This window comes from Flavicella sp. IMCC45668, from assembly GCF_057219105.1.
In genome coordinates, this window is the sequence record NZ_CM170114.1 from 298426 (window position 1) to 315761 (window position 17336).

17 protein-coding genes are annotated in these 17336 nt (G+C 33.4%); 9 read left to right on the plus strand and 8 right to left on the minus strand.

Annotated features, from left to right (window positions below):
- The first annotated feature begins 99 nt into the window (after nucleotides 1-99).
- The 4 genes from AC2DZ0_RS01450 to AC2DZ0_RS01465 all read left to right on the plus strand — a co-directional run bounded on the left by AC2DZ0_RS01450 (nucleotide 100) and on the right by AC2DZ0_RS01465 (nucleotide 4712).
- The gene (locus tag AC2DZ0_RS01450; RefSeq protein WP_484491253.1) at nucleotides 100-2442 is read left to right on the plus strand and encodes an ATP-dependent helicase; all 2343 of its coding nucleotides are present in this window, start codon (nucleotides 100-102) and stop codon (nucleotides 2440-2442) included.
- Between the two features lie 54 nt (nucleotides 2443-2496).
- On the plus strand, nucleotides 2497-3012 hold the full coding sequence (locus AC2DZ0_RS01455) for a DUF3124 domain-containing protein (protein WP_484643219.1): 516 nt from the start codon (nucleotides 2497-2499) through the stop codon (nucleotides 3010-3012).
- A 2-nt stretch (nucleotides 3013-3014) separates the two neighbouring features.
- Complete coding sequence (locus AC2DZ0_RS01460) at nucleotides 3015-3623, plus strand: MarC family protein (protein WP_484643221.1); 609 nt, start codon at nucleotides 3015-3017, stop codon at nucleotides 3621-3623.
- A gap of 81 nt (nucleotides 3624-3704) precedes the next feature.
- Nucleotides 3705-4712: a 3-oxoacyl-ACP synthase III family protein gene (locus AC2DZ0_RS01465; RefSeq protein ID WP_484491255.1), complete on the plus strand. Its 1008-nt coding sequence runs from the start codon at nucleotides 3705-3707 to the stop codon at nucleotides 4710-4712.
- 74 nt (nucleotides 4713-4786) lie between these two features.
- Here the strand turns inward: AC2DZ0_RS01465 and lptB are convergent, their stop codons facing one another.
- From lptB to AC2DZ0_RS01480, 3 genes are read right to left on the minus strand one after another with little or no spacing between them, the layout of a single operon-like run.
- Nucleotides 4787-5524, minus strand: coding sequence for an LPS export ABC transporter ATP-binding protein (gene lptB, locus AC2DZ0_RS01470; protein WP_484491256.1), 738 nt, complete (start codon nucleotides 5522-5524; stop codon nucleotides 4787-4789).
- A gap of 19 nt (nucleotides 5525-5543) precedes the next feature.
- Complete coding sequence (tatC, locus tag AC2DZ0_RS01475; protein WP_484491257.1) at nucleotides 5544-6350, minus strand: twin-arginine translocase subunit TatC; 807 nt, start codon at nucleotides 6348-6350, stop codon at nucleotides 5544-5546.
- Between the two features lie 28 nt (nucleotides 6351-6378).
- The gene (locus AC2DZ0_RS01480) at nucleotides 6379-7347 is read right to left on the minus strand and encodes a KpsF/GutQ family sugar-phosphate isomerase (protein ID WP_484643224.1); all 969 of its coding nucleotides are present in this window, start codon (nucleotides 7345-7347) and stop codon (nucleotides 6379-6381) included.
- A 76-nt stretch (nucleotides 7348-7423) separates the two neighbouring features.
- Between AC2DZ0_RS01480 and AC2DZ0_RS01485 the strand changes: the two genes are divergently transcribed.
- Genes AC2DZ0_RS01485 through AC2DZ0_RS01500 form a run of 4 tightly spaced genes read left to right on the plus strand, consistent with a single transcriptional unit; the run spans nucleotide 7424 to nucleotide 11905 of the window.
- Nucleotides 7424-9625 (plus strand): RecQ family ATP-dependent DNA helicase, encoded by a 2202-nt coding sequence (locus AC2DZ0_RS01485; protein ID WP_484644815.1) that lies wholly within the window; start codon nucleotides 7424-7426, stop codon nucleotides 9623-9625.
- Nucleotides 9626-9658: 33 nt separating this feature from the next.
- Nucleotides 9659-10516, plus strand: coding sequence for a polyphosphate kinase 2 (gene ppk2 / locus AC2DZ0_RS01490; RefSeq protein WP_484491259.1), 858 nt, complete (start codon nucleotides 9659-9661; stop codon nucleotides 10514-10516).
- 43 nt (nucleotides 10517-10559) lie between these two features.
- Complete coding sequence (gene ppk2 / locus AC2DZ0_RS01495) at nucleotides 10560-11348, plus strand: polyphosphate kinase 2 (RefSeq protein ID WP_484491260.1); 789 nt, start codon at nucleotides 10560-10562, stop codon at nucleotides 11346-11348.
- Between the two features lie 2 nt (nucleotides 11349-11350).
- The gene (locus tag AC2DZ0_RS01500; RefSeq protein ID WP_484643226.1) at nucleotides 11351-11905 is read left to right on the plus strand and encodes a DNA mismatch repair protein MutS; all 555 of its coding nucleotides are present in this window, start codon (nucleotides 11351-11353) and stop codon (nucleotides 11903-11905) included.
- A 9-nt stretch (nucleotides 11906-11914) separates the two neighbouring features.
- On the opposite strand, the gene AC2DZ0_RS01505 is transcribed toward AC2DZ0_RS01500, so the two are convergent.
- Complete coding sequence (locus tag AC2DZ0_RS01505; RefSeq protein ID WP_484643228.1) at nucleotides 11915-12814, minus strand: hypothetical protein; 900 nt, start codon at nucleotides 12812-12814, stop codon at nucleotides 11915-11917.
- A gap of 122 nt (nucleotides 12815-12936) precedes the next feature.
- Here AC2DZ0_RS01505 and AC2DZ0_RS01510 point away from each other — a divergent pair, with 122 nt between their 5' ends.
- Nucleotides 12937-14079 carry a cysteine desulfurase family protein gene (locus AC2DZ0_RS01510; protein WP_484643230.1) on the plus strand — a complete coding sequence of 381 codons (1143 nt, stop codon included), beginning with the start codon at nucleotides 12937-12939 and terminating at the stop codon, nucleotides 14077-14079.
- 3 nt (nucleotides 14080-14082) lie between these two features.
- On the opposite strand, the gene AC2DZ0_RS01515 is transcribed toward AC2DZ0_RS01510, so the two are convergent.
- From AC2DZ0_RS01515 to AC2DZ0_RS01530, 4 genes are all read right to left on the minus strand, one after another.
- Complete coding sequence (locus tag AC2DZ0_RS01515; protein ID WP_300324678.1) at nucleotides 14083-14304, minus strand: hypothetical protein; 222 nt, start codon at nucleotides 14302-14304, stop codon at nucleotides 14083-14085.
- 169 nt (nucleotides 14305-14473) lie between these two features.
- Complete coding sequence (locus AC2DZ0_RS01520) at nucleotides 14474-15475, minus strand: M28 family metallopeptidase (RefSeq protein ID WP_484643231.1); 1002 nt, start codon at nucleotides 15473-15475, stop codon at nucleotides 14474-14476.
- 35 nt (nucleotides 15476-15510) lie between these two features.
- Entirely contained in the window at nucleotides 15511-16308 is a 798-nt protein-coding gene (locus AC2DZ0_RS01525) for an ABC transporter ATP-binding protein (RefSeq protein WP_484643233.1), read from the minus strand.
- Nucleotides 16305-17336 (minus strand): FecCD family ABC transporter permease, encoded by a 1032-nt coding sequence (locus tag AC2DZ0_RS01530; protein ID WP_484491266.1) that lies wholly within the window; start codon nucleotides 17334-17336, stop codon nucleotides 16305-16307. Before AC2DZ0_RS01530 ends, AC2DZ0_RS01525 begins: the two co-directional genes overlap by 4 nt.

The window sequence follows — 17336 nt, forward strand, 5'->3', positions numbered from 1 at the left end:
GAATATGTAGATAACTTTTATTGCTTTACTAGACCTTAAAACTTATTTTTGATGCTTGTAGTAGAGATACTTTTTTATTAAAATTCAAAAGAAATTAGTTTGGCAGATTATTTAGAAGGATTGAATCCATCGCAAAAGGCGGCAGTTTTACAAACCAAAGGACCCATGATTATTATTGCTGGTGCAGGTTCAGGAAAAACAAGAGTGCTTACCTATAGAATTGCCCATTTGATGAAGAGTGGTGTGGATGCATTTAATATTTTGAATTTGACTTTTACCAACAAAGCAGCTCGTGAGATGAAAGAGCGTATTGCTACTGTTGTTGGAGAAAGTGAAGCTAAAAATTTATGGATGGGTACCTTTCACTCTGTGTTTGCCAGAATATTAAGATCGGAATCGGATAAGTTAGGGTATCCTTCGAACTTTACGATTTATGATTCGCAAGATTCTGTAAAATTAATTGGATCTATTATTAAAGAATTGCAACTAGACAAAGAACGTTATAAAGCAAAGCAAGTTCTGAGTAGAATATCGCAGTTTAAAAATAGTCTGATAACAGTGAAAGCTTATTTTAATAACGCTGATTTAAAAGAGGCAGATACTATGGCAAGTCGACCTAAAATGGGGGAGATTTATAAAGCCTACGTAGAACGATGCTTTAAGTCTGGAGCAATGGATTTTGATGATTTGCTATTGAGAACTAATGAATTGTTATCTAGATTTCCAGATGTTTTAGCAAAATATCAAGATAGATTTCGTTATGTAATGGTTGATGAGTACCAAGATACGAACCATTCACAGTATTTGATAGTAAGAGCTTTGGCAGATAGATTTCAAAATATATGTGTTGTTGGGGATGATTCTCAAAGTATTTATGCCTTCCGTGGTGCTAATATCAATAATATATTGAATTTCCAAAAGCACTATACCGATGTAAAAACATTTAAGTTAGAGCAGAATTACAGGTCTTCTAAAAATATAGTAGAGGCGGCCAATAGCGTTATTGATAAAAATAAAACCAAATTAGATAAAGAAATTTTTACAGAAAACGCGGATGGACCAAAGGTGAAAGTAATGCGTACGATTTCTGATGGTGAAGAAGGTCGATGGGTTGCAAACTCCATTTTCGAAAATAAAATGAATCATCAGTTAACGAATGATAAATTTTGTATTCTTTATAGAACCAATGCTCAGTCAAGAGCAATGGAAGATGCTTTGAGAAAAAAAAGAATAGCTTATAAAATTTACGGAGGTACTTCATTTTACCAACGTAAAGAGATCAAAGATGTCTTGTCTTATTTACGTGTACTGATAAATCCAAAAGATGATATTGCTTTGACACGTATCATAAATTATCCTGCAAGAGGAATTGGTGCTACCACGATTGATAAATTGACTATTGCCGCAAATCATTACAATAAATCTATATTTGAGATTGTTGCTCATATTGATAAGCTAGATATTAAAATCAATGCAGGGACAAAAACAAAGTTGAAGAACTTTGCTAATATGATTCAAGCACTTTCTATCAATGCTCAAAAAATGAATGCATTTGAAGTTGCTGATCAAGTAGTAAAGCAAATTCAAATTGTAAAAGACTTAGAGGCTGATGGTACACCGGAAGGGATTAGTAAGGTTGAAAATGTTCAAGAATTATTGAATGGAATTCAATATTTTGTAGATGATGCCAAAGAGAAAGAACAAGAAGACTCTCTTGCTGTGTTTTTGGAGGATGTCGCTTTAAAATCTGATTTAGATAGTGATAAGGAAGATGATGAACCTATGGTGTCATTGATGACGATTCACCTAGCAAAAGGATTGGAATACCCTTATGTGTATATCGTTGGACTTGAGGAGTCATTATTTCCATCGGCAATGAGCATGAACACTAGAAGTGAATTAGAAGAGGAGCGTAGATTGTTTTATGTTGCTTTAACAAGAGCAGAACATCAAGCTTATTTGAGCTTTGCACAAACTAGGTATCGTTGGGGGAAATTGACAGATGGTGAGCCGAGTAGATTTTTAGAAGAAATAGATCCAGTTTATCTAGAATATTTAACACCTAAAAAATTAGCTCCTAGAACCAATAATTTTGTAGATAGTAGTTTGTTTGAGGATGACGTTCCTAAAGATAAAATTAGATTTAGAAAACCAATCCCAAGAAAATCGGCTAGTGTAAGAACAGCCAAACCGAGTGTTTTAAAGAAACCTTTAGTGGCTCCAAAAAATATGAAACCTGTATCTAAAGTCGCTGCAAGATCAGGTGGGATTTCTGATGCAAAAATTGCAGTTGGGACAAAAGTAGAACACATTCGTTTTGGACAAGGTGAGGTAATGAAATTGGAAGGTGTCGGTGGTGATGCAAAAGCAGAAATAAAATTTGAAAAAGAAGGAATGAAAAAGCTTATTTTAAAATTCGCGAAACTTAATGTAGTGAGCTAGTTGTGATAAATTATTTGTAGATTTATAAGGATCTAGTATAAAAAAAATGTTGCCATGAGAGTACGATTTACCTTTATGTTAGTGGTTTTTGCCCTAATAAGTTCTTGTGAAACTCCAAAAGAAGAGGTGAGTTTTACTAAAACTAATTTTGAGAAACGTTATGTTTCAAATATAGACCTTAATAATTTTGAACAAGGGACTACCTATCTTCCAGTGTATTCTCATGTATATCAAATGCATGAGGAAAATCATTTGTATTTGACCATCACAACGAGTTTGCGCAATACTTCTACAACTGAATCTATTTATATTTTAAAAGCAGATTATTTTGATACTGCTGGAAAAAAAATAAGAGAATATTTAAAAAAGCCGATTGAATTAAAACCATTGGAAACAGTTGAAATAATTATTGATCAAGTGGATAGGGAAGGTGGTTCTGGAGCAAATTTTATTTTTGATTGGGCTTTAAAAGATAAAAGAAATTTACCTTTGTTTGAAGCCGTAATGATTTCTACGTACGGGCAACAAGGGGTTTCATTTACCACAAACGGAATTCAAATTTTTAAATAATTATGGCTGAGGTTTTTAGTGCCATATTGTTATTAATCGCTGTAATTGACCCTATGGGGTCTGTGCCTGTATATTTAGAAGCTACCAAAAACTTTGATGATGCTAAAAGAAAAAAGATTGCGATAAACTCCTCGTTAATTGCATTTTTTGTGCTTCTTTTTTTTATTGTTGTTGGTCAAATAATTTTAGATGGGATGGAGATTAGTCTAGAGGCTTTTCAAATTTCTGGAGGTGTAATTTTATTTTTGTTTGCTATTTCAATGGTGCTTGGTGAAAGTAAACCAGAATCTGAAATGAGTTTAATTACAGATTATAAAAAAGTGACCATTTTTCCTGTCGCATTGCCTTCAATCGCATCGCCAGGTGCTATTTTAGCCGTGGTTCTCATGACTGATAATAAAATTTATTCCATAACCCAACAGGCCATAACTACCTTAGAATTAGCTTTTGTAGTGGGGCTTACTTGTTTGGTGTTGTTGCTTTCTAGTAAAATTCAAAAAAGGATAGGAGAAGGTGGGATCATTGTCATTAGTAAAGTTATGGGCTTGATTTTGGCAGCATATGCGGCGCAAAGTATTTTGAGCGGGGTAAAAGTGTTTTTCATGAGTTAGAAGATTCAAGCTAACGAACATTGATTGCCTAGGAATTATTTCTTACATTTAAGTTTATGAAAACGATTAAACCAGATTACTATGTATAATTCTAAAATTACAGGACTTGGATTTTATGTTCCTGAAAATATTGTGACAAATGATGATTTGTCTAAAATGATGGATACAAATGATGAATGGATCCAAGAACGTACGGGAATAAAAGAACGAAGATGGATAAAAGAAGGTTCTGGTGATTCTACATCCGTTATGGGGGCAAAGGCTGCAAAGAAGGCTATAGAGCGTTCTGGTTTGACTAAAGATGATATTGATTTTATTGTATTTGCAACATTAAGTCCGGATATGTATTTTCCTGGAGGAGGTGTTGAAATTCAAGAAATGCTTGAAATGCCAACAATTGGTGCTTTGGATGTAAGAAATCAATGTTCGGGATTTGTGTATGCAATGTCTGTAGCGGATCAATTTATCAAAACCGGGATGTATAAAAATATTTTAGTGATTGGTTCCGAGAATCATTCAGGAGGATTAGATAAAACAACAAGAGGAAGAAATGTTTCGGTAATTTTTGGTGATGGTGCAGGAGCGGTTGTTTTGAGTAGAACAGAAGAAAAAGGAAAAGGAATTTTATCAACCCATTTACATTCAGAAGGGAAGCATGCCAAGGAATTAGTTTTAGAAGGACCTAGTACAGGAAGATGGGTTCCAGAAATAATTGAAAATAATGATCCCGATGATATATCCTATTATCCATATATGAATGGTCAATTTGTTTTCAAACATGCTGTAACGCGTTTTTCAGAAGCTATTATTGAGGGGCTTGAAAAGAATGGATTAAAATCAGACGATATTGATTTGTTGGTTCCGCATCAAGCGAACTTAAGAATCGCACAGTTTATCCAAAAAAAGTTTAGGTTATCGGACGATCAGGTTTATAATAATATCATGCATTATGGAAATACTACTGCGGCTTCCGTTGTTATTGCGTTGAGTGAGGCATGGGAAAAAGGAAGGATTAAAGACAATGACCTTGTAGTACTAGCTGCTTTTGGGAGCGGATTTACTTGGGGTTCCGTTTTTATAAGATGGTAATATTGTAAAAATGGATAGAGATAAAAAAAGGCAGTTTCATTTGAAACTGCCTTTTTTTATATTTTTATAAGTGCTTATTTGAATTTGTTTTCTTTTAAAATAAAGCTTTCTCCAAGGTATACTTTTCTTACAGTTGGATCGTCAGCAAGCTCTTGAGGAGTCCCTTCTTTTAAAATTCCTCCTTCATACATTAAATAAGTTTTATCTGTAATAGCCAAGGTTGCTTGTACATCATGATCTGTAATTAGGATGCCAATATTTCTGTTTTTTAATTGCGCTACAATACTTTGAATATCCTCAACGGCAATAGGGTCAACTCCTGCAAAAGGTTCATCTAGTAATATGAATTTCGGATCAGAAGCCAAACAACGTGCAATTTCTGTACGTCTTCTTTCACCACCAGAGAGTAAATCACCTCTGTTTTTTCTAACGTGTCCAAGACTAAATTCTTCAATTAAAGATTCTAGCTTTTCATTTTCTTCTTTTTTTGTTCTACCTGTAAATTGTAGAACTGATCTAATATTATCTTCCACAGATAATTTTCTAAAAACAGAAGCTTCCTGCGCCAAATAACCAACTCCATGTTGAGCTCTTTTGTACATCGGAAATTCAGTGACTTCAAGGTCGTCCAAAAAAATCTTTCCAAAATTAGGCTGCACCATTCCAACAATCATATAAAAAGAAGTCGTTTTACCGGCACCATTCGGTCCTAATAGACCAATAATTTCACCCTGATTTACCTCAAGAGAAATACCTTTAACAACTTTTCTGTTACCGTATAGTTTTTGAATGTTTTCAGCTCTAAGTTTCATAAAAGAGAAATAAATTATATTATGCTTGTTCTTGTTTTTTTACTACAAATCTTGATACGTGAATACTAACTTCATATAATATTAGTACCGGAATTGAGACAATAATCTGACTTGCCACATCAGGAGGTGTAATTACTGCAGATAATAAAAGTACAACAACCAAGGCATGTTTTCTGTATGTTTTTAAGAATTCTGGAGTGATCAAACCTAATTTTGTTAGGAAAAATATCAAAACAGGGAGTTCAAAAACCACAGAAACACCAAGGATGGTATTGGTCACCATAGAAATATAAGAAGACAAAGTAAAATTATTTTGAATGGTATCCGTGATTTCAAAATGATAGAAAAAATAGACGGACATGGGTACAATCACGTAAAAACTAAATGCAACTCCTGTGAAAAATAGAATCGAGGTAATAAATAAAAAACCTTTCGATTTTTTTATTTCACTTTCATGTAGGCCTGGGGCAATGAATTTCCACATTTCCCATAGTATATATGGAAAAGAAATGATCAACCCTAGAATTAACGAAGTCCAGATAGCATTCATTAATTGGTTGGTCATAGAGAGACTTTGTAATTTTTGAGGGAATTGAACACCACAAAAATCGCTATCAATACCTATGGAACTAAATACTTCGCAAAACCACTGATAAGTAACAAAGTTTGTGTCTAAATGGGCTAGCAGAAATCCATCGTATACTTCTTTTTTGAATACAAATAATATGATTCCAAATAAAAATATGGCTGCGGTTGATCTTACTAAATGCCATCTTAATTCTTCTAGATGGGATAAAAATGACATTTGGTTTTTTTCTTCACTCATGAATTAAAAATTTGCGCGTACTATAATTTTAAAATATTCCTTCTTTGATAAGATCATGTAAATGAATGATTCCGATGTATTCCTTTTTTTCATTCAATACTAATACTTGAGTAATACCAAAATTCTCTAAGGTGTTCAAAGCATCAATAGCCATGGCATCAGCATCAAGTGTTTTCGGGTTTGTAGACATGATGTCTTTTGCTTTAAGCAGAGAGATATCACTGTGTTTTTCTAACATTCTACGAATATCACCATCCGTAATCATTCCTGTTACGGTTCCATTGTCAATAACAGCTGCAGCACCTAATCTTTTTTTAGAAATTTCAATGATAACATCCTTTACGTTTGTTTCAGAATTCACGGCAGGGACATCGTTAGTATTTACTAGATCACTTACCCTTAAATACAAACGTTTTCCAAGGGCACCACCTGGGTGGTATTTAGCAAAATCTTTACTTGAAAAATCTTTAAGATCTAAGAGGCAAATTGCTAGAGCATCTCCCATAACTAATTGTGCGGTGGTACTTGTTGTAGGAGCCAAGTTGTTTGGACAAGCTTCTTTTTCAACAGCACAATTCAGCACAAAATCAGCATTGGTTGCTAAAAATGAATCAGGATTACCTGTTAAGGCAATTATTTTATTTCCATAATTTTGAATGAAAGGTACTAAAACTTTAATTTCAGGAGTGTTTCCACTTTTTGAGATACAAATAACAGTATCTTCTTCCTGAATATTCCCTAGATCTCCATGAATGGCATCAGCAGCATGCATAAAAACAGCCGGGGTACCAGTAGAATTCATAGTAGCCACAATTTTATTGGCAATAATGGCACTTTTTCCAATTCCAGTAATGATAACTCTTCCTTTGGAATTAAATATGAAATTTACGGCTTTTTCAAAATCAGAATTGATTAATTTTTTTAAATTCGCTATCGCTTTACTTTCTATGTCAATAGTTAGTAACGCTTTGTCAATAATTGTATTCGAGTTTTTCAAAAGTTTTAATTTTGTAGAATAAAAAAAAGTGATACCTTTATTTGCAAATGTATCTAAAAATAGATTAGGAAAGGTAATGAATAGAAAGGAAATTGACTTACATAGTCCTTTAAAAAAGTTTTTTGGGTTCTCTAAATTCAAAGGCTTACAGGAAGATGTAATTAGAAGTATAGTTGCAGGAGATAACACTTTTGCTATTATGCCAACAGGAGGAGGGAAATCATTGTGTTATCAGTTACCAGCGTTGATGAAAGAAGGAACAGCAATTGTGGTTTCTCCATTAATTGCTTTGATGAAAAATCAAGTGGATGCGATACGTGGAATTTCGGAAAATGATGGAATTGCCCATGTATTGAATTCTTCGTTAAATAAAACTGAAATAACTAGAGTAAAATCTGATATTGAGAATGGGCTTACTAAATTATTATATGTAGCACCAGAATCATTGATTAAAGATGAATATGTTGAGTTTCTAAAAACTCAAAAAATATCATTTGTAGCAATTGACGAAGCACATTGTATTTCTGAATGGGGACATGATTTTAGGCCCGAGTACAGAAATTTACGTAATATTATAAAAAACATAGATAATGTTCCGGTAATTGGTTTAACTGCTACTGCTACAGAAAAAGTTCAAGAAGATATTTTAAAGACACTTGGAATTTCTGATGCAAATACATTCAAAGCTTCGTTTAATAGACCCAATTTGTTTTATGACGTAAGACCGAAAACGAAAGATATTTATAGTGATATGATTCGTTTCGTACGTGGGTATCAAGGAAAATCTGGAGTCATATATTGCTTGAGTAGAAAAAAGGTTGAAGAAGTGGCTCAAATTCTGCAAGTTAATGGTATCAAAGCGATGCCATACCATGCTGGATTGGATGCTAAGACTAGAGCAAAGCATCAAGATATGTTTTTAATGGAAGATACCGATGTAATAGTTGCAACCATTGCCTTTGGAATGGGGATCGATAAACCGGATGTGCGTTTTGTGATTCATCATGATATTCCAAAAAGTTTAGAGAGTTATTACCAAGAAACGGGTAGAGCCGGTAGAGACGATGGTGAGGGGTATTGTTTAGCGTATTATTCATATAAAGACATAGAAAAATTAGAAAAATTTATGTCTAGCAAGCCTGTAGCAGAACAAGAAATTGGACATGCTTTGTTGCAAGAAGTTGTGGGCTATGCTGAGACATCTATGAGTAGGCGTAAATATTTATTGCATTATTTTGGAGAAGAATTTGATGAAATAAATGGTTTAGGAGCAGATATGGATGACAATACTCGAACGCCAAAACCAAAAGTAGAGGCAGGAGAGGAAGTTAAAATATTGTTATCTGTAGTAAGAGACTCAAAAGAAAAATACAAAGCAAAAGATATCGTTGCTACTTTGATAGGAAAGGAAAATGCGATGTTGAACTCACATAAAACTCCAGAACGACCATTCTTTGGAATTGGGAAAAAACACAAAGCCGATTACTGGATGGCTTTGATAAGACAAACTTTTGTTGTAGATCTTTTAAAGAAAGAAATAGAGCAATATGGAGTTCTTAAAATGACTGAATCAGGTCATGATTTTATTGCAAATCCACGGTCGTTTATGATGACTGCTGATCATACCTATACACATACTGAAAATGTAGGTGAAGGAGTGGTGAATTCTAAATCTCAAGGTGGAGTTAGTGATCAAAAACTAATGGCTATTTTAAAAGATTTGAGAAAGAAAGTAGCAAAGAAAAAAGGAGTTCCTCCATTTGCTATATTTCAAGATCCAAGTTTAGAGGCAATGGCATTAAGATATCCAATAACGATTGAAGAGCTGTCTAATGTTCATGGTGTTGGAGACGGAAAAGCAAAGAAGTTTGGAAAAGATTTTGTCACGCTTATTGAAAGTTATGTAAATGAAAATGACATCGTTCGTCCAGATGATTTAATTGTAAAAGGGACTGGAGTTAAATCTGGTTTGAAGCTGTATATTATTCAAAATACAGATAGGAAATTATCGTTGGAGGATATTTCTAAATCAAAAGGTTTAGAAATGGATCAGTTGATTAAAGAGATTGAAACCATTGTTTATTCAGGAACAAAATTGGACATTTCCTATTGTATTGATGATATTCTTGATGAAGATCAGCAGGAAGAAATTATGGAGTATTTTATGGAGTCTGAGACCGATGATATTCAAGCTGCAATGGATGAGTTTGATGGTGATTATGAGGAGGAAGATATGCGTTTGATGCGTATCAAATTTTTAAGCGAGGTAGCGAATTGATACTTTGTAAAATTGGAAAAAGAAAATAAAAGTATGGAAGAAAAGCAAGGCTTATCTTTAGAAGAAATAGAAAAAATTGAAACCAAAGAAGATTTAAAAAAACTACTTGGTGAGAAGGATGGAAAGTATAAAAAAATACTTGAGACGATAGAATATGAAGAAGAACTGAAAAAACTTCAAGTAGAACTTGTAAAATTTCAACAATGGGTTGCTAAAAACAATAAAAGAGTTGCTGTCATTTTTGAAGGAAGAGATGCTGCAGGAAAAGGTGGTGCTATCAGAAGGTTTATGGAGCATTTGAGTCCGAGAACTTCTCGACTTGTTGCTTTGAATAAACCAACGGATATAGAGCGAGGACAGTGGTATTTTATGCGATATATTAAAGAATTGCCAAACCCTGGCGAAATTGTTTTTTTTGATAGAAGCTGGTATAACCGTGCGGTTGTTGAACCTGTGATGGGATTTTGTAGCGATCACCAATACAATGAATTTATGTCTCAAGTACCCGAATTTGAGCATATGCTTTATGAAGACGGATTGATAATTGTTAAGTTCTGGTTGTCGATTTCTAAAGATGAACAAGAAAAGAGGTTTAATTCTAGAATGAAGAATCCGTTGAAAAGATGGAAATTTAGCCCGGTTGATCAAAAAGGGCAAGAGTTATGGGATAAGTACTCTCACTTTAAGGAACAGATGTATAGTAAAACACACACCAGCTATAGTCCTTGGGTTATTGTAAAAACTAATAATAAAGAAGTAGCGAGACTTGAATGTATTAGATATGTGTTGTCTAAATTTGAGTACGAAGGAAAAGATTTTTCTCAGACCAGTTTGTTTCCAGATCCTAACGTAATTATGCATTATTTTAGGTCATCTCATTCAATAGATTAAGGTATTTAGAGTTAAGGTATTAAAAAAACAATTGCGAATAAGGATGGAAGGTAGCTTAGAAGGGAAACCGTTTATAGATAAATTAAATACCAAGATTGGTATCAAAGGTTTGTTAGGTAAGGAGGGCATAAATATAGAACGTGCTTTACGTGTTTATGACTATGAAAAGAAGTTGAAAAAACTTCAAGTGCAACTCATAAAAATGCAAACAGAGGTTATAGAGAATAACCAACGTGTGATTGTGATATTTGAAGGTAGAGATGCAGCAGGAAAAGGAGGTGCGATTCGTAGAATTACAGAAAGGATCAATCCACGTCATTTTAGAATTGTGGCGCTTAGAAAACCATCGGAGGAAGAAAGTACACAATGGTATTTTCAACGATATATTAAAAAGTTTCCAAAAGCAGGTGAAATTGTTTTTTTTGATCGAAGCTGGTATAATAGAGCTGTAGTGGAACCGGTAAATGGTTTTTGTACAGAAGAGGAGTATGAGATTTTCATGAGTCAGGTGAACGATTTTGAAAAAATGATTACACAATCGGGGATTAAATTGGTTAAAATTTATATGTCTATCAATAAAAGAGAACAGGCAAAACGATTTGATGATATCAAGAAAAATCCTTTGAAACAATGGAAAATGACTTCAGTTGATGAGGCGGCTCAAGATCTCTGGGATGAGTATACAAAGTACAAAACAAAAATGTTTGAGAATACTCCAGAGACGGGAGTTCCATGGAAAATAATTAAGGCTAATAGAAAAACATCGGCTAGAATTGGTGCGATAGAGTATTTGTTGTCTCAGATCTCCTATGATAAGAAACGAGAAGTATAAGAATGAAATTCAGTATAGGTAATAAGGTAGCGGTTTTGGATGATGCGATCCGTGGTGTTGTTGTTTCCGTTGAAAAGAGTAAAGTTGTTATTGAAGATGAGCTAGGGTTTGAATTGACCTATGAAGAGCGTCATTTGGTAAAAATAGCAAAGGATCAAAGTGAGTTGTCTAAGTTTTCAGATATAAATAATCCGTTGTTAAAGGCAAAAACGCTACCAGAAAAAAAGAAAAATTACCAGGTTAAAAAAAATAAAAAGGAAGGAACTGTTCCGCCTATGGAAGTAGATTTGCATATTCAAAATTTGGTAAAATCTACTAGAGGAATGCAGAATTTTGATATGTTAACCATCCAGTTGGATACGGCAAAGCATAAATTAGAATTTGCTATTCGCAAACGTATACCACGTATTGTTTTTATCCATGGGGTTGGAGAAGGTGTACTTCAAAAAGAATTGCATTACTTATTAGGAAGGTATCCTGTAAAAATTTCAGAAGGTTCCTATTTAAAGTACGGAAAAGGTGCAACTGAGGTATATATAATCCAAAGTCGCGGATAGATAATTAAATTATTCTATAATATCCCCAGGGTTTTCTGTTGAAGTGTATTCTCCACTTTTAGTACCATAGTTGTAACCATCTTGGTAATTAATAGTGCTAGAGTCGTTATAAAGTGTCAATTCAGAGAATTCAAATCGCATCACATATTTGTATGCATAAGTGTTTGTAACTGGACTTGCTGGTGTAATAGGCGTAATATCATCTTTGTCAAGATAGTCTACTATAGTATTTACATTGGTGTCCGCAGTTTCAGATTCTTCAATAGAAGGTATTCCATCGTTATCATCATCCGTATCAAGGTAATTTGGTATTCCGTCACCATCAGTATCTACAGTTTGGGGATCTCCAGTACGTGTTGGCGGCAGGTTTACTATTTGAAGGTCTTCCCTGATGGTAAGCTTGTTGTCACCGTCATCATCAATATCAATATAATCCGGGTAGCCATCTCCATCTGTGTCTAATAACTCTCCTGTGTTTGGATCGATTACTTTTTCTATTTCTGAGGGCACACCATCATTATCATCCAACGTAATAGTGTTTGTTAGGTAAAGATCTCCCTCACCAAACCATTCTTCGGTCACAATAGGTGTAGATTGTGGGATTTCAACACAAAAATAGCTTTTAGTGATTGCATCGTTAAATATTTTATAATACATGGTATTGTCACCATCAGGTTCTATTCTAACAAGCACACTATCTAAGGGGGTTTTAAAGAAAACGTCGTCTGTATTTGGGATTGCCAATTGAAGAATCAAAGATTCTGTACCACTTGAAGTAATTTTGTTCAATACGGTATTTCCACAATTGTCAATCTCTAAGCCGTCAAAATCAAAAGATGGAACATTAAAATCACCATCATCGCAAGCTAATAAAAGGCTTAGAATCGCCAGAAAACCGTATTTTTTCATTGTATCAAATCTATAAAACAAATGTAGGGGTTTTAAAGAGAATGTAAAAAGTGTTTTTTAATAATTTTAATTGACATACATTTGTTATTACAGAAAAATACAGTGCTTATAACCCCAATTAAATGAGAAAAGTTTATTTAGATAATGCTGCTACAACACCTGTTTTTGAGGAGGTTATTGAGCGTATGTCTCTTTCAATGAGAGAAAATTTTGGTAATCCTTCTTCAACCCATCAATTTGGGAGAACAGCAAAGTCTTTAATAGAAACAAACCGTAAGAATATTGCACATCATTTAAATGTAAATTCAAGTGAAATTATCTTTACCTCAGGAGGGACAGAGGCTAATAATTTAATTTTAAAAAATGCAGTCCTAAATTTAGGAGTAGAGAAAATCATTACTTCTAAATTAGAACATCATGCAGTATTGAAAACTGTGAACGAGCTGAGTTTGACTTATGCTGTTGATGTTGAATATGTAGAAACCTCTATCGAAGGTATTGTAGACATCGTTTCTTTAAGAAATTTATTGGGAGGCGATGGTAAAAAGACGTTAGTGAGTTTAATGTTTGTGAACAATGAAATCGGAACGATCTTGGAAGTGAAAAAAGTGGCTGGTATTTGCAAAGAATACGAAGCGCTATTTCATTCAGATGCCGTTCAAGCAATAGGACATTTTGATATTGATTTATCAGATTTAAAGGTAGATTTTATTTCTGCAAGTGCTCATAAATTCCATGGCCCCAAAGGAGTTGGGTTTGCATACTTTAAAAAAGGTTTTGGTGTAAAACCAATGATTTTTGGTGGTGAACAAGAAAAAGGGGCTAGAGCAGGAACAGAGGCTGTTCATTCTATTTTGGGGATGGATGTGGCACTGCAATCCTGTTTAGAAACCTTAAATAAGGATTTAGAACAATTACAACTAATAAAGAGTTACTGTATTGAAAGTATTAAGAATGAATTGCCATCAATTATTTTTAATGCAGGTTCTGAAAACTTGACAAAAACAAGCATGACAGTTCTAAACATTAGACTTCCGAAGGAAGTACCTTTTTTAATGTTTAATTTAGATTTAAAGGGGATTGCTGTGTCTGGAGGTAGTGCTTGTCAAAGCGGAAGTAACAAGGGATCACATGTATTAGAGGCCTTATTAACCCCAGACGAAGCAACACATACTTCGCTGAGATTGTCTTTTTCGAAATTTACATCTAAAGAGGAAATAAATTATTTTGTCGGAACACTAAAAGAATTACTATTAAAAAAGTAATTCTTATGGCGTTAGTCTCCCTTTTAATCTTTTCTCAAATTTTTGTTTAATAGCTGTGATTCGTTTCATTACATCCATAATGTTTGGATCTTTAGTTTCTTTGTAAATTTCATTTAACGAAAGAACTAATTCTTTGGCAGTATGTGAAGCTTTGATACGTTCATCTCTTGATTTAAATGTAGATACATTTTCTTCAAATTCTAAAGCTCTATCTAGTAATTCCATAGGTTTCTCTGAATGTTTAATTTCTGTTATTTGGGCAATATAATAAAATAGTTTGATTTTGAACGTTTATTGATAAAAAAATAAATAAATACTTTTATTGTTGATTTTTTAAACAAAGCTTCAAAATGGAACTGTTTTTTTTATTCTTTCTAGTAAACAGTGTTTTAAATTATTTTTTATCTACCGACACCCTTTTTTCACGATTGGCAATTTCCCATGCTGTATGAAAAACGAGTCTGGTTCGTTTTGTCAATATATCATAATTAATCTTTTCAGGAGTATCTGTTGGTTTATGATAATCTTTGTGAACACCATTGAAATAAAATATTATTGGGATATTGTTTTTAGCAAAATTATAATGATCTGATCGATAATAAAAACGGTTTGGATCGTTTTCATCATTATATGTATAATCGAGATGTAAGTTTATAAATTCAGAATTTACCTGCTCGGATAAATTATGTAATTCGGTACTTAATTTGTCTGATCCAATGAGATACACATAATTACTTTTCTCTATGTGAGCATCATCAACGCGTCCGATCATATCAATATTTAAATTAGCGATATGGTTTTTCAAAGGAAATAAAGGGTTTTTTACATACCATTTAGAGCCATATAAACCTTTTTCTTCCGCTGTTAAATGAAGGAATAGAATGGATCTTTTGGGGCCATTGCCTTCATTTTTTGCTTGTTTAAAGGCTTGAGCAATTTCTAGGACAGCAACGGTACCTGAGGCATCATCGTCTGCACCATTAAAAATATCTACTGCGTTGGTTCCAAGGTGATCATAATGTGCGGAAATAACAATAATTTCATCTGGCTTGGTAGTGCCTTCAATAAACGCCACAACGTTTTCTGAAGCTTTAACTCCACCGGGTAAAAAATCTTTCGGAATTTTCTGGAAATAATTATCTTCCGAAATCGGACTTGGTATACCGTAATTTTGATATTGTTTTTTTAAAAAATCGGCTGCTATTTTTTGTCCTTTTTCACCCGTTTCTCGTCCTTCATAATCGTCGGAGGCAAAGGTGTATAGGTTTGTTTTTAGCTCGTTTAGAGTAATTGTGTTAGCATATTTTACCACGGATTTGTCGTTAGATGCTTCCTTGGTAGTAGTGCAAGAGAAAAGTAAAAAGTTCAGAATTACTGATAAAAATATGTGCTTCATTCTATAAGGTTGTCTTTGATATCTTATAAAAATACTTATTTTTTTAAAGTAAATTGTTTTAAATCTGGATTAAATATAATTTGATTTGCCGGAAATAAATTTTCTAAATCTTTTGATTTTATTAGTGAGTCTGTTGTCCCTGTAACAAAATTGTTTTCTGTCATTAACCAAAGTTCATCTGCAAGTGGAAGGGCTAAATTGACTTCATGTGTTGAAAGAATAATAGTTTTTTTAGTTTTGTGAACAAGTTCTTGTAGTAGTTTAAAAACCTCAATTTTGTGATGTAGATCTAAATGAGCAGTTGGTTCATCTAGTATGATTATATCTGTATCTTGTGCCAAAGCACGTGCAATCATAACTTTTTGTAATTGACCATCACTAAGTTCATAATTTTTTTTGTTACAAATGTGTGAAATATTAACCCATTCAATGGCCTGTTCTATTTTCGTGATATCTTTTGGAGAGAGTTTGCCTAGCCAATTGGTATATGGTTGTCTGCCAAGAGCAATTAAATCATAAACAGATAGCTGACTTTCAGGTATTTTTTCAGTGAGTACCAAACTCATTTTTCTAGCGAAAGTAGATGGAGATATTCTAAGTAAGTTTTGATTGTCTATATATACTTCACCATGTAGCTTATGTTGGGTGTTAGATAGTGTTCTTAACAAGGTGGATTTTCCAATACCATTTTTCCCTAATAAACAAACTAATTTTTCTTTTTCTAGTTCAATATTAAGGTTTTTTGCAACAAAGTTAGTTCCATTTTTGTCGCAATACCCAATGGTTAAATTTTCGGTTTTTAATATGATATGTTTCTTTTTAGCATCCATCATATCATAGATTTTTGTTTTCGGATCAATAACCAAATCACAATTGGAGCTCCAAAGAGTGATGTGATTGCATTTATTGGTAGGGTATATTCACTATTCGGAACTTGTGCAATGGTATCACATATAAGCATGAGTATAGCACCAGTAAATGCAACAGACGGTATTAAAACCTTATGGTCTGAGGTGTCAAATATTAATTTGGTAAGATGTGGTACAGCCAATCCAATAAAGGCAATAGGACCAGAAAAAGCAGTAATAACTCCTGTCATTAAACTTGTAACAATCAAAACTAAATTTCTTGTTTTTTTTAGATCTATTCCCAGGCTAATGGCATAATTCTCACCTAATAATAATCCGTTTAAGGGTTTGATACTTTTTAGTAAAAACAAAACACTCAAAGCTAATACTCCTGCAAAAACACCTAATTCTTGCCAACTTAAATTGCCTAAACTTCCAAAGCTCCAAAAGATAAATTGTTGCAAAGACTCTGCAGAGCTGAAATAACTTAATACGTTAATAATGGCAGCACTAATACTTCCGAACATAAGACCAATGATAAGTATCGACATAGTATTTCGTATTTTTTTTATCGCAATTAAAACAACGGAAAGTACCAAAAAAGAGCCGAGACTTGAGGCAATAGTTACGGTATAACTAGATGGTGAAAAAGCACCAAGAAAACTTCCTAAAAAAGTTGAACCTAAAATTAAAGTCGCAACCCCTAAACTAGCTCCAGAACTGATTCCTAGGACAAAAGGACCTGCCAAGGGGTTTCTAAATAAAGTTTGCATTAAAAGTCCGCTGATTCCAAGACCAGAACCTACAAGCATTGCTGTTAAGGATTTTGGAATACGGAAATTCCAGATAATATAATTCCAACTCTCTTTACTTTCAGAATTTCCAAAAATAATATGAAACAAGTCCAGCATAGGTATCTTAACAGATCCTAAACTAATATTGATCAACCAAGTTGTTATGAGAAGGACGCCTAAAAGGACTGCCTGTTTTTTATATGTTTTTTGAGTTATCAA

What these genes read in the sequence shown, in the direction of transcription:
- AC2DZ0_RS01455 (WP_484643219.1), top strand. Translation starts at nt 2,497, where the DNA reads ATGAGAGTACGATTTACCTTTATGTTAGTGGTTTTTGCCCTAATAAGT.
- AC2DZ0_RS01460 (WP_484643221.1), top strand. Translation starts at nt 3,015, where the DNA reads ATGGCTGAGGTTTTTAGTGCCATATTGTTATTAATCGCTGTAATTGAC.
- AC2DZ0_RS01465 (WP_484491255.1), top strand. Translation starts at nt 3,705, where the DNA reads ATGTATAATTCTAAAATTACAGGACTTGGATTTTATGTTCCTGAAAAT.
- lptB (WP_484491256.1), bottom strand. Translation starts at nt 5,524, where the DNA reads ATGAAACTTAGAGCTGAAAACATTCAAAAACTATACGGTAACAGAAAA.
- tatC (WP_484491257.1), bottom strand. Translation starts at nt 6,350, where the DNA reads ATGAGTGAAGAAAAAAACCAAATGTCATTTTTATCCCATCTAGAAGAA.
- AC2DZ0_RS01485 (WP_484644815.1), top strand. Translation starts at nt 7,424, where the DNA reads ATGAATAGAAAGGAAATTGACTTACATAGTCCTTTAAAAAAGTTTTTT.
- ppk2 (WP_484491259.1), top strand. Translation starts at nt 9,659, where the DNA reads ATGGAAGAAAAGCAAGGCTTATCTTTAGAAGAAATAGAAAAAATTGAA.
- ppk2 (WP_484491260.1), top strand. Translation starts at nt 10,560, where the DNA reads ATGGAAGGTAGCTTAGAAGGGAAACCGTTTATAGATAAATTAAATACC.
- AC2DZ0_RS01500 (WP_484643226.1), top strand. Translation starts at nt 11,351, where the DNA reads ATGAAATTCAGTATAGGTAATAAGGTAGCGGTTTTGGATGATGCGATC.
- AC2DZ0_RS01505 (WP_484643228.1), bottom strand. Translation starts at nt 12,814, where the DNA reads ATGAAAAAATACGGTTTTCTGGCGATTCTAAGCCTTTTATTAGCTTGC.
- AC2DZ0_RS01510 (WP_484643230.1), top strand. Translation starts at nt 12,937, where the DNA reads ATGAGAAAAGTTTATTTAGATAATGCTGCTACAACACCTGTTTTTGAG.
- AC2DZ0_RS01515 (WP_300324678.1), bottom strand. Translation starts at nt 14,304, where the DNA reads ATGGAATTACTAGATAGAGCTTTAGAATTTGAAGAAAATGTATCTACA.
- AC2DZ0_RS01520 (WP_484643231.1), bottom strand. Translation starts at nt 15,475, where the DNA reads ATGAAGCACATATTTTTATCAGTAATTCTGAACTTTTTACTTTTCTCT.
- AC2DZ0_RS01525 (WP_484643233.1), bottom strand. Translation starts at nt 16,308, where the DNA reads ATGATGGATGCTAAAAAGAAACATATCATATTAAAAACCGAAAATTTA.